General features: G+C 64.7%; 9 protein-coding genes. 3 read left to right on the top strand and 6 right to left on the bottom strand.

All coding sequences use genetic code 11. The annotated features are described in order from the left end of the window. Positions 1-64 precede the first annotated feature (64 nt). Together ACQY7X_RS15050 and ACQY7X_RS15045 are read left to right on the top strand one after the other, a co-directional pair. Entirely contained in the window at positions 65-3,706 is a 3,642-nt protein-coding gene (locus ACQY7X_RS15050) for a hydantoinase B/oxoprolinase family protein (RefSeq protein ID WP_428246232.1), read from the top strand. Between the two features lie 78 nt (positions 3,707-3,784). Then, positions 3,785-4,774, top strand: coding sequence for a hypothetical protein (locus ACQY7X_RS15045; protein ID WP_428246231.1), 990 nt, complete (start codon positions 3,785-3,787; stop codon positions 4,772-4,774). A gap of 28 nt (positions 4,775-4,802) precedes the next feature. Here ACQY7X_RS15045 and ACQY7X_RS15040 read toward each other — a convergent pair whose 3' ends face one another. The 3 genes from ACQY7X_RS15040 to ACQY7X_RS15030 form a co-directional block, all read right to left on the bottom strand. Continuing rightward, a complete protein-coding gene (locus tag ACQY7X_RS15040; protein ID WP_428246230.1) occupies positions 4,803-6,146 on the bottom strand; it encodes a DUF4153 domain-containing protein in 1,344 nt (447 codons plus the stop codon). Between the two features lie 115 nt (positions 6,147-6,261). Continuing rightward, positions 6,262-7,323, bottom strand: a complete 1,062-nt coding sequence (locus ACQY7X_RS15035; protein ID WP_428246229.1) for a hypothetical protein — start codon at positions 7,321-7,323, stop codon at positions 6,262-6,264. Continuing rightward, the gene (locus tag ACQY7X_RS15030) at positions 7,274-8,485 is read right to left on the bottom strand and encodes a DUF3419 family protein (protein ID WP_428246228.1); all 1,212 of its coding nucleotides are present in this window, start codon (positions 8,483-8,485) and stop codon (positions 7,274-7,276) included. The genes ACQY7X_RS15035 and ACQY7X_RS15030 overlap by 50 nt, the downstream gene beginning before the upstream one ends. Before the next feature lie 174 nt (positions 8,486-8,659). Here ACQY7X_RS15030 and ACQY7X_RS15025 point away from each other — a divergent pair, with 174 nt between their 5' ends. Further along, complete coding sequence (locus ACQY7X_RS15025) at positions 8,660-10,309, top strand: isovaleryl-CoA dehydrogenase (RefSeq protein WP_428246227.1); 1,650 nt, start codon at positions 8,660-8,662, stop codon at positions 10,307-10,309. 11 nt (positions 10,310-10,320) lie between these two features. Here the strand turns inward: ACQY7X_RS15025 and mutL are convergent, their stop codons facing one another. Genes mutL through ACQY7X_RS15010 form a run of 3 tightly spaced genes read right to left on the bottom strand, consistent with a single transcriptional unit; the run spans position 10,321 to position 14,813 of the window. Further along, entirely contained in the window at positions 10,321-12,162 is a 1,842-nt protein-coding gene (gene mutL / locus ACQY7X_RS15020; RefSeq protein ID WP_428246226.1) for a DNA mismatch repair endonuclease MutL, read from the bottom strand. A gap of 6 nt (positions 12,163-12,168) precedes the next feature. After that, positions 12,169-13,476, bottom strand: coding sequence for a M16 family metallopeptidase (locus ACQY7X_RS15015; protein ID WP_428246225.1), 1,308 nt, complete (start codon positions 13,474-13,476; stop codon positions 12,169-12,171). Beyond that, on the bottom strand, positions 13,476-14,813 hold the full coding sequence (locus ACQY7X_RS15010) for a M16 family metallopeptidase (RefSeq protein WP_428246224.1): 1,338 nt from the start codon (positions 14,811-14,813) through the stop codon (positions 13,476-13,478). The genes ACQY7X_RS15015 and ACQY7X_RS15010 overlap by 1 nt, the downstream gene beginning before the upstream one ends. Positions 14,814-14,907: the final 94 nt, after the last annotated feature.

The raw sequence follows: 14,907 nt of genomic DNA, 5'->3' as shown, positions 1-14,907 counted from the left end.
TTACTTTTCGTTGACAATTTATCAACGTACTGGAATGGTGCCGTACCCTTGAACGGAGAATCAGATGAGCGCGCAGTGGGAATTCTGGATTGATCGCGGCGGCACCTTCACCGATATCGTCGGTCGCAAGCCGGATGGCAGCATCCTCACCCACAAGCTGCTCTCGGAAAACCCGGAACGCTACAAGGATGCCGCCGTGCAGGGCATCCGCGACCTGCTGGGCCTGAAACAGGGCGATGCGCTGCCGCAGGGCGCCATCAAGGCGGTGAAGATGGGCACCACGGTGGCGACCAACGCATTGCTGGAGCGCAAGGGCGACCGCGTGCTGCTGATCGTCTCGGAAGGCTTCGCCGACCAACTCCGCATCGGCTACCAGACCCGCCCGAAGCTGTTCGCGCTGCATATCCAGTTGCCCGAAATGCTCTACGAGCGCGTGGTGGAAGTGCCCGAGCGCGTGCGCGTCGATGGCTCGATCGAAACTCCGCTCGATCTCGCCGCCGCCGAAGCCGCGCTGAAAGCCGCCTATGCCGATGGCATCCGCGCCTGCGCCGTGCTGTTCATGCATGGCTACCGCTATCCCGAGCATGAGGCCAAGGTGGCGGCCCTGGCGCGCCAGATCGGCTTCAGCCAGGTTTCCGCCAGCCACCAGGTCAGCCCGCTGATCAAGTTCGTCAGCCGGGGCGATACCACGGTGGTGGATGCCTATGTCTCGCCGATCCTGCGCCGCTATGTCGATCAGGTGGCGAGCCAGCTTGATGCAGAAAAGAATAACCTGCGGCTGATGTTCATGCAGTCGAATGGCGGCCTCGCCGATGCCAATTACTTCCAGGGCAAGGACAGCATCCTGTCTGGCCCGGCCGGCGGCGTTGTCGGCCTGGTGCAGACCTCGACGCGGGCCGGTTTCGCCAAGGTGATCGGCTTCGACATGGGCGGCACCTCCACCGATGTCAGCCATTACGATGGCGAATACGAACGCGCCTTCGAGACCATGGTGGCCGGTGTGCGCATGCGCGCGCCGATGATGCTGATCAACACAGTGGCGGCCGGCGGCGGCTCGATCCTGCATTTCGATGGCGCGCGCTACCGTGTCGGCCCGGATTCCGCCGGCGCCAATCCCGGCCCGGCCTGCTACCGGCGCGGCGGCCCGCTCACCGTCACCGATTGCAACGTCATGCTCGGCAAGCTGCCGCCGGCATTCTTCCCCAAGGTATTCGGCCCGAATGGCGATCAGGCATTGGACGATGCCGTGGTGGCCGAGAAATTCGCCGTCCTGCACAAGCAGATCAAGGATGCCACCGGCGATACCCGCAGTGTCGAGGAAATGGCCGAAGGCTTCCTCGCCATCGCGGTCGAAAACATGGCCAATGCGATCAAGAAGATTTCCGTGGCGCGCGGCTATGACGTGACCAAGTATGTGCTGACCAGCTTCGGCGGTGCCGGCGGCCAGCATGCCTGTCTGGTGGCCGATGCGCTGGGCATGACCGAGGTGCTGCTGCATCCGCTGGCCGGCGTGCTTTCCGCCTATGGCATGGGCCTGGCCGACATGCGCGTGCTGAAGGAAAAGACCGTCGAGCGTGCCTTCGAGGCCGCCGCCCTGCCCGGCCTCGCCCAGGAACTCGATGCCATGGCCGAGGAAGCCCATGCGGAGATGCTGCGCCAGGGCGTGACGCCGGAGCGTGTCAGCGTGCTGCGCAAGCTGCATCTGCGCTATGGCGGCTCGGATTCGCCGCTGGTGGTGGATTTCGGCAACCTGGAGAGCACCACGGCCGCCTTCGAGGCGGCGCATCGCCAGCGTTTCGGCTTCATCAGCCCGGAGAAGCAGCTCATCGTCGGCTCGGTTGCCGTGGAAGTGGTGGGCGAAGGCGAGCGCGCGCCGGACCGCGTGGAAGCCATCGGCGAGATCCGCGACCCCGCTGCTATCCCCGCGCTGGCCAGCCGCCGCGCCTATATGGCCGGCAACTGGCATGACACGCCGGTCTATGACCGCGAGGCCCTGCGCCCCGGCGAGAAACTCACCGGCCCGGCGATCATCACCGAAAGCACCTCCACCATCGTGCTGGAACCGGGCTGGCAGGCCCGCCTCACCGAGCGCCGCGACCTGGTGCTGAAACGCATCGAGGCCCTGCCCGCGCGCAAGGCCATCGGCACCGATGTTGATCCGGTGATGCTGGAAATCTTCAACAACCTGTTCATGTCCATCGCCGAGCAGATGGGCAGCGTGCTGGAAAAGACCGCCTATTCCGTGAATATCAAGGAGCGCCTGGATTTCTCCTGCGCCATCTTCGATCTGGATGGCGAATTGATCGCCAACGCGCCGCATATGCCGGTGCATCTCGGTTCGATGTCGGAATCGATCAAGACCGTGATGCGCAAACGCGCAGGCAGCATGAAGCCCGGCGATGTGTATGTGCTGAACGCACCCTATGCCGGCGGCACGCATCTGCCCGATGTCACCGTGATCACCCCGGTTTTCGACAAGGCTGGCAAGGAGGTGCTGTTCTATCTCGGCAGCCGCGGCCACCATGCCGATATCGGCGGCACCACGCCGGGCTCGATGCCGCCCGATAGCCGCACGGTCGCCGATGAAGGCGTGCTGCTGGATAATGTGCTGCTGGTGGATGGCGGCAGGTTCCTGGAAGACGAGATCGTCGCGCTGCTGAAATCCGGCCAGTATCCCTCGCGCAACCCGTTCCAGAATGTCGCCGACCTCAAGGCGCAGATCGCCTCCTGCGAAAAGGGCGCGCAGGAACTGCGCAAGATGGTCGACCAGTTCGGCCTCGACGTGGTGCGCGCTTACATGAACCATGTGCAGGACAACGCGGAAGAATCCGTACGCCGCGTGATCAGCCGGCTGAAGGACGGCGAATTCACCTATCCGATGGATGATGGCTACGAGATCAAGGTGAAGGTGACGGTCAATCATGCCGATAGAACGGCGAAGATCGACTTTACCGGAACCTCCGGCGTGCACCCGACCAACTACAACGCACCGACGGCGGTCTGCGTCGCCGCCGTGCTCTATGCTTTCCGTTGCCTGGTGGACAGCGACATCCCGCTGAATGGCGGCTGCCTGAAACCGCTGGAAATCATCATCCCGAAAAACTCGATGCTGGATCCGGTTTACCCAGCCGCCACGGTGGCCGGCAATGTCGAAACCAGCCAGTGCATCACCGATACCATCTTCGGCGCACTCGGCGTGATGGCGGCTGCCCAAGGCACGATGAACAACTTCACCTTCGGCAACAACAATTACCAGTATTACGAGACGATCTGCGGCGGCAGCGGCGCGGGTGCGGATTTCGATGGCTGCGACGCCGTGCATACCCATATGACCAATGCCCGCCTCACCGACCCGGAAGTGCTGGAATTCCGCTTCCCCGTGCTGCTGGAATCCTACCGCATCCGGCGCGGTTCCGGCGGCAAGGGCCGGCACAAGGGCGGCGACGGCACCATCCGCCGCATGCGCTTCCTGGAACCGATGACCGCCACCTTGCTGTCCTCGCATCGCCTAGTGCCGCCCTTCGGCCTGGAAGGCGGCGGCCAGGGCGAAACCGGCGGGCAATGGGTGGAACGCGCCGATGGTCAGCGAAATGATTTCGAGGGCCGCTGCTCGACGCCGATGCAGCCCGGCGATGTTTTCGTCATCTCGACGCCATCGGGCGGCGGCTTCGGCAAGGCCGGTGACGCGAAACTTGCGGCGGAATAGCACCGCCCAAATTCCGCCACAGTAACTTGCGAGAAACCCTCCACTGCATGCTGGTGCTGTTCATGCCGTGGAGGGGGAGTGCGTCAATACGCTGCCACCTGTGCTGTTGTGCTGCTGGGCCTCACCGGCCCGGCCTTGGCCCAGGATGCATTCCCGGAATGCCCGCTCTTTGTCAGCCCTGGTGACGTGGCACTTTGCGGCATCGGCAACAACGCCAACCTGCCGCTGCTGTATGATCCCACCCCTGCCCTGCTGCTGCTGAGCCAGCGTCCGCTGCCGGACCTGCAAGACATCGACCTTGCCACGCCCAGCCGCACGGAAACCTATCAGCTCCGGGTCTATACTGCCGCTGCCATACCCGTGACCGGCTATGATCTGCCGTTGCTGGATGGCCTCACCCTCACCGGCACCGATGCGCTGAGCCGCAGCGTCGATGCGGAAAGCGACACCAACACACTGAAAGGCAAGTTCGGCCTCGCCTATGAGGAATATGGCATCAGGTTCAAGGTCAATCCCGATGCGGCGCTGATCTGGAGCGACCTTGCCGGCAGCGGCGCGCGGCGCCTTGGTGTCGACAACCAGGCTTCCGCCACGCTCGGCAGCAACCTGACCCTGACGCTATCCGCCGGCTATGACAGCCTGTTCGATGCCGCCGATCCGGGTGCTTCGGTGAGCAACGAACGCCACCGCGTCGCCCTGGCGCAGCATTTTGCCAGCGGCTACAAGCTTGGCGTCTCGGCGCAGCGCCGCAACGAATACCGCTCGGCGGAACAGCGCAACATCAACAGCTTCGGCCTGCAGATCGGCGTACCGCTGAGCCGCAGCCTGAATTTCACCGCCAGCCACGAATTCGCCCTGGGGCAGAAGCGCGACCTGATGGCGCGCAACGCGCTGCCCATCGCCGGCCAGCAGCAGAGCCTGGATTTGCAGATGCACTGGACGCCTTTGGCACTGGAGCGCCGCGCCATGACCGTGATGGCAGGCTATGCCGTCAGTCAGGAAGCCTGGGGCGGCAATGCCGATCCGGCGCTCACCCAGGCGCGGCTGAACCTGGCGATGCGGTTCTGAGGCGGCTGCATTTTACTGCCGGCCACGATCAGTCGATGCCGAAGGCTTTCTTGACTGCATCGAGAGTCGACTGATCGGAGATCATGCCGGGTTGCTCCAGCCACGGCGCCATCCGGCTTGCCTGGCCGCGATCGATCAGGAAACTGGCGTAATCCTCGAAGCGGTACATTTCCGCGCGCTGCAATTTACCCCCATCCACCTTCACCTTGCCATCGGCAATGAAGCCGATCTCGGTCAGCCAGGCCTGCATCCGCTGGAACTGGCTGCGGGTGGCCAGCGCCTCCGCGCCCCAGGGGCCGAAAGAGGCCAGCAGCAGCATGGCCGCCAGCGATCCTGGCAGCCAGCGGATACTGGTGGTGGCGCGGAAACCGAACAGCGCCGCCATGGCGAGCGACCACAGCCCCAGCACGACAACGGCATAGCGCGCCTCGGTAAGCCCTTTGGCCTTGATCCGCATGCCGATGGCAAACAGCATCAGGCCAGCCGGCACGGCCATCACCCGGAAGATCCAGCGATGAAACAGCCGAACCCATAGCGGGCCGGACTCGCGCATGGGAAAGGCAATCAGATACGTCGTCACGGCCGCAGCAATGAACAGGCCGGTGATGGTAACCAGGGTGCCGCGCGGTACTTCGCCGGTAACCGCGATCTTTGCGGCATAGGCATAGAGCACCACCGCGTAAGCGATAACGAATGGCACCAGTATATAGCTGGCAATCAGCGCGACGCCGCGCCCGGGGCGCACATCCTCGATGGCGGCCTGGGTGTAGGGCAGAAAACCGAGGGTAAGCCATGCCGCCACAACGAAAAAGGAGAGCGTCGGAATGTCGAACAGAAATGCCTCCGGCAGCGAGACATCGAACAGCGACTTGATGACGAAATAGAGAATCCACAGCGCGGCGGCCAGCAGGATGCCAGCGGCGATGCCGAAAAAGCCACCGAGCCAGGCGTTGTGGTTGAAATTCCAGAGCGTGGCATTGCCAGCCTGCCGAGGCAGAAACGGCGCCGCCATGACAAACAGCAGCATGCCGGGTATGGCAAAGAACAGCCCGAGATGGCTCGCCGCCTGAAGATACAGCAGCAGCGCGAAACCCGCCCCGGCGGCGGCATAGCCCAGATGCCGCCGGCCGAAGCCGATCAGCAGATGGACACCGATGAACAGGAAATAGCCCGCGGCCAGGACACCAAGCCATCGCAGCATCCGGCCAGCCCATTCCGCGTCCGGTATGTCGGCGGGGCGCCAATCATGGCTCAGCGACAGCACCACGCATGCAGCCCCCAGGGCACAAAGGAGTGCCAGCGGGAAACGCCTTGCCGACAAAGCCGGATTGGTGAAAGACGGCAACAGGCCGGTGCGAGAATCCGAAGCCATGAACACCCGGGGATGGCTGAATGACGGGGCGGAATATTAGCTGGCTTTATGAGTATTTTGTGGCAAATCGGAAACCCTGCTGCATTTCCGCACCCAGCCTTCATGCACCCAGCCTTCATGCACCCTGGGCGATGAACGCTTCCAGCGGCAGGCGCTGGCGGATAAAGCCGGCGAGCGGTTGCAGCAGCCGCGTGCGCCAGGCGCCGCCGGGCGGTCGGAAGGCGGTGTATTCCAGTTTCGGTTCGGCGCCGCGCTTGCGCTTGGCATCGCCGGCCCCGGAGCTGAAATTGAACAGCAGGCCGCGCTGGGCACTCAATGAAATCAGATGCGCCACCAGGGCGCGGTAGGCGCCGGCTTCGCGCGGCAAAGCCACATCATGACCCAGCAGCGGCACCGTCATGATGTCCTGCTGGCGATGAATGGCGGCAAAGGCGGCCAACTCTCCGCCATTGCCCACCAGCCCGGTGAATTCCAGCGCGCCGGTTTCCCACGCCCGGGCGAAGAAAGCCGCCGTGTAATCCGGGTTGAGCCGGCTATGACGTTCCAGATACACCGCCGCATACATCGCCCGCGCCTGTTCCAGCAAGGCCGCGTCGAAAGCGGCATGAGGCAGCGGCGTATAGAGCTTGCGCAGCAGGGCGCGGTCGCGCTTGTAATGCGAGGCTCGCGCCTCGCCTTGCGGGAATTCGTAGATCACGCGGGCCGGCAGCAGGAAGAAATCCTGCCGTTCCAGTTCAGCAATCAGCGGCGCGTGGCGATCTGGCCGCAGGTTGCGCAGGCCGATCCAGCCATTGCCATATTTGTTGATCGCTGCCTCCGCCGCATGCAGCAGCGCATCGCCATGCTCGGCAGCCAGATTGGTGGAAAGCGGCAGATTGCCGAGCAGCACGCAGCGCGCCAAGCCGCTCATCTCGGCAAGGCCGGCCAGCCGCTGCATGGCCTTGGCGAGGCGCGGCCGCTCAGGTGCAATCTCAGCGGCCGGATAGCGCAGGAAAGCCGAAAGCGGCGCTGTGAGATAACAGGCTGCATCGCCGCCACGCAGCGCGCGGCTCAGCGGCACACCGCCGAGCCAATGCAATTCGGCGGCGGCATTGGCCACCGCCGCCCGTAACGGCAACGCGCCCGGTTCAGCGTCGTTGATAAAGGTGAACGGCGCCATAGATGCCGGAGCGGTCATTCTCGAAAGTCTGGGCGCTGCGTTCGTCATCCCTCGCCCAACCTTTAGCAACATCGCCAAGCACCGGGGTCTGCAACGGCGAGGCCGTGCCGGCAGTGCGGAACAGCACGCGGACCTGGTCGCTGCCGCAGGCATCAATCGCCTGCCACAACTCGGCGATCTCGGCATCCGCCATCCAGTCCTGCGCATCCAGCAGCACCACCGCATCCACCGAGCGGCGCGGCAGCGAGCGCAGGAAATCGCGCATATTGCCATGCACTGGCAGCACGCGGCCGGCATCCTGCCGCATCTGTTCGAAATGCCGCTGTTGCAGATAGGGCGGCAGGCAGCGGTTACCCGGACCGGGATAGCGGCGCTGCATCGCCTGCCAGGCGAAGTAATTCTCACTGGTAGGAAAATCCGCCAGCAGCCGCAGCAGGCGCTGACGCAGCACATCGGCCAGGCCACCCGGTCCGTCGCCCGCCAGCAGCACGCGCTGGCGCGGCGGAATGCCCAAGCTGAACAGCAAAGCCGGATTGGCCGAGAGCCAGCGCATGAAGCGGCCCGAGAACAGCGTATCGACTTTCAGCAAGGCATCGACACGGTCTGGATTGGCCGGATCGGGATGCAGCAAGGCGGCGCGGTCGATGCCGCAGCGGTCGGCCACCCAATGAGCGAAACCGATGAAGCCGCCAAGCATGCCATGGCGGAAAAAGCCATCGGCGAAATAGCGGTAGCGCGGTTGCAGCGTCAGGTCGCGGCCATCCCAGTAGCGCCGCGCCGGCTCATCCAGCAAAGGCCGCAGGCGCGCCAGGTAGTCGGCGCGGTTGGCGGGATCATCGGCAGCACCGAAGAAGCGCCAGAAATCGCCGTAGGTGCTGTAGGCACGCAGGCCGGCGAGTTTCAGTTTCAGCAACGCCAGGTGTGTTTCGTTGAGATCAACGGCATAGACCTGCTTCGGCTTCGCCGTGAGGTAGGACAGCGCGTTGCAGCCGCCGGAGGAGATGGTGACGATGTTGCTGCCCTCGGGCAATTGCAGCGCCGCCATGTCAGCCACCGGGTCTTCCCAGATCTGCGTGTAGACCAGGCGCTGGAACCACACTGCGAACAGCCGATCCCAGAAGGAAATATCGGCTTCGTCGCGGCGATTGCGAACGGCATCGAGAACGAGATTTTCTGTCATGGCTCCGAATCGCTGACGGGTGCGAAAAACGGCGCAGCCTAGGGCGGCAATGCTGCCGATTTTTGACGCTTTGGCGATTTCAGGACGAATTTGATGCCGGCTTTACGCGGGGGCAGGCTTTTCAAGCCACCCGGTGCTGCTAGAGTCCGGCAAAATATCCTGGGAGCAACGCCGATGACCGCGCGCAACGCCTTCGAGACCCATGAAGTGCTGAACCAGCCGCCGGCGCTGGAAGGCCACAACCTGTTCACCTCCGACCGCGCCTTGAGCGATGCCGCCGCACGCGAAGGCGCCGATTGGGCGATGGATAACCTCGCTGCCTATGGCGCCAAACTCGGCGCACCGGAAACCATCGAGGCTGGCCGGCTGGCGCATAAATTCCCGCCGCAGCTTCAGTTGTTCGACCGCTTCGGCCATCGCCGCGACGAAGTGGAATTCCATCCCGCCTGGCATCAGATCATGGGCCTGATCATCGGCCAGGGCCTGCATAGCGCGCCCTGGGCCGAGCCGAAGCCGGGCGCCCATGTCGCGCGCGCCGCAGCCTATATCATGCATGCACAGATTGAGCCGGGCAGCCAATGCCCCACCACCATGACCTATGGCTCGGTGCCGGCTTTGCGCCGCGATGCCGAACTGGCCAAGACCTGGCTGCCGAAAATCTATGACCGCCGCTATGACAAGCGCTCGGCCCCCATAGAGCAGAAAACTTCGGTGCTGCTCGGCATGGGCATGACCGAAAAGCAGGGCGGCTCGGATGTGCGCGCCAACACCACGCGGGCCGAGCCCGACGGCCAGGGCGGCTTCATCATCACCGGCCATAAATGGTTCTTCTCGGCGCCGCAATGCGATGCGCATCTGGTGCTGGCGCAGGCGCCGGGCGGCTTGAGCTGCTTCTTCGTGCCGCGCTTCAAGCCCGATGGCACGCGCAACGAAATCCGCGTCCAGCGCCTCAAGGAAAAGGTCGGCAACAAGTCGAATGCCTCATCCGAAGTGGAATTCCATGGTGCCTGGGGCCGGCTGCTGGGCGATGAAGGCCGTGGCGTGCCGACCATCATCGAGATGGGCACCTACACGCGGCTCGATTGCGCGCTCGGCTCCGCCGGCCTGCTGCGCGGCGCCGTGGCACAGGCGCTGCACCATGCCAGCCATCGCCGCGCTTTCCAGAAACACCTGATCGACCAGCCGCTGATGACCAACGTGGTGGCCGATCTGGCGCTTGAGTCAGAAGCCGCCACGGCACTGGCCCTGCGCCTCGCCCGTGCCTTCGACCGCCGCGACGCGGATGCTTCAGAGGCCGCCTTCATGCGGCTCTGCACGCCCGCCGTCAAATACTGGGTCTGCAAGCGGGCGCCGATGGCCGTGGTGGAAGCCATGGAAGTGCTGGGCGGCAACGGCTATGTCGATGAAGGCCCGATGGGCATGCTGTACAAGGAAATCCCGCTCAATTCGATCTGGGAGGGCTCGGGCAACGTGATGTGCCTGGATGTGCTGCGCGCGTTGATGAAATCCGCCGATGCGCTGGACGTGTTCCTGGCCGAAATCGATGCAGCCAGCGGCGCCGACAAGCGTCTGGACCAGGCCATTGCCGGCCTGAAAGCTGAATTCACTGACGTCACCGATATCGAAAGCCGGGCGCGGCGCGTGGTCGAGCGCATGATGCTGACGCTGCAGGGCGCCCTGCTGGTGCGCGGCGCACCGGCGGCCGTGGCGGATGCCTTCTGCGCCTCGCGGCTGGCGGGGGATTGGGGCCATGCCTTCGGGACGCTGCCGAAAGGCGCCGACCTGCGCGGCATCGCCGAACGGGCGCGGCCGGCACTCAATTAGGTTGGGCTTAACTAGCGCCGCCCGAACAGCTTCTCGATATCGGCAAGCTGCAATTCGACATAGGTCGGGCGGCCATGGTTGCACTGGCCGGAATGCGGCGTGGCTTCCATCTGGCGCAGCAGCGCGTTCATCTCATCGGTGGTGAGCCGCCGCCCTGCCCGCACGCTGCCATGGCAGGCCATGGTGCCGCAGACTTCCTCCAGCCGCTCCTTCAAACTCAGCGCCGCATCATATTCCGAAAGATCATCGGCAAGATCGCGGATCAGGCCCTTCACATCGCCATCGCCGAGCAGGGCCGGCACTTCGCGCACCAGAATGGCGCCGGCGCCGAAGGCTTCCAGCACCAGGCCAAGCTCGGCCAGTTCATCGGCACGGGCGGCAACGCGGGCAGCTTCCGCTTCGTTCAGTTCCACCACCTCGGGCAGCAGCAGCATCTGGCGCGGCACCGTGCCCGTGCTGAGATGCTGCTTCATGCGCTCATAGACCAGGCGCTCATGGGCAGCATGCTGATCCACGATCACGATGCCCTGCTCGGTCTGCGCCACGATATAGGTGGCATGAAGCTGCGCCCGCGCGGCACCCAGGGGAAAATTGCCCGCCGCGATATGGCTTGGTGCTTCATCGGCGCGCGCCTGCGGTGCCAGGCCGGAAGCCGCCTCGGATGGCGGCGCGTTGTAGAGCGCCACGGCATCGGCCAGGGCCGGCGCGAAACGCTCCGGCTGGTAGGCATAGACATTGGGTCGGGCAGGACCACTGCCACCGGCAAAAGGCAGCGGCATGGTGGGCGCGGCGGCAGCGCGGCCCAAAGCCCCCAGCGCCACCTGCGCCACGGTGGTGGAAGCGCGATGACCGGCGGCGGTGAGCGCATGGCGCAGCGCGCCGACAATCAGCCCGCGCACCAGGCCGGGATCGCGGAAACGCACTTCCGCCTTGGCCGGATGCACATTCACATCCACCTGCTCGGCCGGCAGTTCGAGGAACAAAGCCACCACCGGATGGCGGTCATGGCTCAGGAAATCGGCATAGGCGCCGCGCACCGCGCCAACGAACAGCTTGTCGCGCACCGGGCGGCCATTCACGAACAGATACTGGTGCTGTGCGTTGCCGCGATTATAGGTCGGCAGGCCGGCAAAGCCTGTAAGCCTGATACCTTCGCGTTCGGCCTCGATGGGCAGTGCATTGTCGGCGAAATCGCGGCCCAGTATCTGCTCCAGCCTCCGCAGCCGGCTTTCCTCGGGCAGCATTTCGGCCTGCGACGCGTCTGCCCGGAAACTGGTGCGGCCATCATCCTGCAGCGTGAAGCCGACTTCCGCATGGGCCATGGCGAGGCGGCGCACGATCTCCTGCACCGCCAAGGATTCCGAACGCTCGGATTTAAGGAATTTCAGCCGCGCCGGCACGGCATAGAACAGGTCGCGCACCTCGATGCGGGTGCCGAAACCTGCTGCCGCCGGCTTCACCTTGCCGACCGCGCCGCCTTCGACATCAAGGGCATGGCCACTATCATCGCCCTTGCGCCGGCTGACCAGGGTGAGACGGCTCACCGCGCCAATCGAGGGCAAGGCCTCGCCACGGAAGCCGAGCCATTTGATATCGAGCAGGTCATCGCCGGGCAGCTTGGACGTGGCATGGCGCTCGACCGCGACGGGCAATTCATCGGCCGCCATGCCGATGCCGTCATCCACCACACTAATCAGTGTGCGGCCACCATTGGCGATGGTGATATCAACGCGCCGCGCGCCAGCATCCAGCGCATTCTCCACCAGTTCCTTCACCGCCGAAGCCGGACGCTCCACCACTTCGCCGGCAGCGATGCGGTTGACCAGGGTCTCCGGCAGGCGGCGGATCGGCATGGATGCTCAGCCGCCCAGGCCGCCGGGTTCGCCCACCACCACGATCAGCAGGTCGCCGGTGGCGAACAGGCGCTGCGCCACGCGGCGGATATCTTCCGCCGTTACGGCGTTGATGTAATCGGCATAGCGGTCGATGTAATCCATGCCAAGGCCGGCGAGCTGCATCGCCGTCAGCATGCCGGCAATGGCGCTGTTGGAGGAAAGCCGCAGCGGGAAGGAGCCGGTGAGATAGGCTTTGGCATTGGTGATTTCGCTATCGGTGAGGCCATCGCGCGCCACCTTGAGCAGATTCTCGCGCACCAGGCCCAGTGCCTGCCCCACCTGCTCGTTGCGGGTGGAAAGCGAACCCGCAAACAGGCCCGCCGCCGGCATCGGCTGCAAGCCGGTGGAAACCGAATAGACCAGGCCGCGCTTCTCGCGGATTTCTTCCATCAGGCGCGAAGAGAAGCTGCCACCGCCGAGCACATAGTTCAGCACCGTGCCGGCATAGTAATCAGGATCATCGCGCAGCAGGCCGGGCGCACCGAACAGCACGAGGCTCTGCGGGTTGGCATAGGGCACCACCACGGGCTTCGGCGTTACCTGCGGCACGGTCTTGCCCGGCAGCTCAAGCTGCGGCTCCAGCGGCAGCTTGCCGAAGCTCAGGTCCAGCAGACGCTTCAATTCATCGGGCGAGATATCGCCAACCACACCGATCACCAGATTGCGCCGCGCCAGCACGTTTTTCACATAGGCGCCGAAATCATCGGCGCTGAGGCGCTCCAGGCTTTCCGCCGAAGCCTGGGCCGGGCGGCCATAGGGATGGCCCGGGAAAGCGATGGCCATGAAGCGGTTATTGGCGATGCTGCCGGGCGAATTGCGCGCCCGCTGCGCCGCCACCAGGGCCTGTGCCTTCACACGCTGGATCGGCTCGGCATCGAAACGCGGCCTCGTCAGGGTCTGCGCCAGCAGCTCGAAAGCGCGTTCGCGCCGCTCTGACAGCGTGCGCAGATTGAGCGAGACATAGTCGCGGTCGGCGCCTGCATCGATGGAGATGGCATCGGCGCGCAACGCCGACTGATAGGCCTCGGCATCGAGATCGCCTGCGCCCTCGGTGAGCAGATCGGCGGCCAGGGCCGCGCGGCCTTCCAGGCCGGCCGGATCGGTGGCCGAGCCGCCGCGCCACACGGCTTGCAGCGCGATCATCGGAATCTTCGGCTCGCGCACCAGCCAGGCTTCAACACCGCTGGCGCCAACCACGCGCTCGATCTTCGGCCCGGCCTCGGCGGCCAGCGGCAACAGCAGGATGACAAGAGCCAGCAACCAGCGATGCATCAACTTTGCTCCTTGGGCAGCAGCAGCCCGGTAACCGAGCGGCGCAGATCAAAGACATGGCGTGCCGCTTCCAGCACCTGTTCGGCGGTCACCGCGCGCACCAACTGCGGCCAGGCTTCCACCTGCTCCACGCTCAGGCCGGCAGTGAGGGCGACGCCAAAGGTGCGGGCCGCGCCAGAGAGGCTGTCGCGGGCATAGATGGCATCGGCCAGCATCACATTCTTTGCCGCCGTCAGCTCGAATTCAGTGATGCCTTCCTTCAGCAGGGCTTCCAGCACACCATCCAGGGCCGCCTCCACCTCCGCGATCTTGCGGCCGGGCTTCGGCGAGGCGGCAAGCGTGAAGGTGCTGGGATCAACGGACAGCGACTGGTAATAGGCGCCGGCACCGGCAGCTGGCCCGTCATTAGCCACCATGGCGCGATGCAGCCGGCCGGTGGCGTTGCTCAGTATTTCCGCCAGCACCGACAGCGGCACGGCATGGCGTGTCTCACCCGCCACCCGGCTCGGCGCCAGGTAGCTGCGGGTCAGCGACGGCTGCGTCACCCGCGCGTCATGCATGGTGAGGCGCCGCGCGGCAAGCTGCGGCGGTTCCTGCGGGCGGAAGCGCGGCGACGTGGGCCGCATCGGGATCATGCCGTAATGCTTTTCGGCCAAAGCGCGCAATTCGCCGGGCGCGACATCGCCGGCCACGATCAGCACGGCATTGTTCGGCGCGTAATGCATGCGGTAGAAGGCCATCGCCTTCTCCAGATTGAGGCGCTGGATTTCATGCGCCCAGCCGATGATCGGGCGGCCATAGGGATGCGCCAGATACATTGCAGCATCCATCTGCTCGCCGAACTGGCCGCGCGGCGAATTGTCGGTGCGGCTCAACCGCTCCTCCATCACCACCTGCAATTCCGGCTTGGCATCGTCTTCCTTGACGCTGAGGCGATACATGCGGTCCGCCTCCATGCGCATCACCAGTTCCAGCCGGTCGCGCGCGATGGTCTGGAAATAGCCGGTATAGTCAGACGAGGTGAAGGCATTGTCGCGGCCGCCCTCGCGCGCCACGATCTTGGAGAATTCACCTGATGGCACATTCGGCGTGCCCTTGAACATCAGGTGTTCGAGATAATGCGCCACGCCGGATTCACCCGGCGCCTCGTCGGCGGCACCGACCTTGTACCACACCATGTGATGCACGATGGGGGCGCGGTGATCCTCGATCAGCACCACTTCCAGGCCATTGCCCAGCGTGAAGCGGGTGGGATTGAAAACTTGTGCCAGCGCGGCAGCGGAAAAGCCGGCAAGAACAAGATTACCGAGGAGCAGAGCCAGGAGCAGACGGCGCATCGGATCTCCTCAAGGATGGATAGTCAGCGGGCGCACAAGCCCGCCAAGGCAGGCTTGTCACGCATATAGGGTGGCCCCTCGAAAATAAAACCAG

Origin of the sequence: Ferrovibrio sp. (assembly GCF_965278975.1) — a bacterium.
Taxonomy (GTDB): Bacteria; Pseudomonadota; Alphaproteobacteria; order Ferrovibrionales; family Ferrovibrionaceae; genus Ferrovibrio.
Note: the sequence above shows the minus strand (reverse complement) of the source record. Positions and strands in the feature narration are given on the sequence as shown.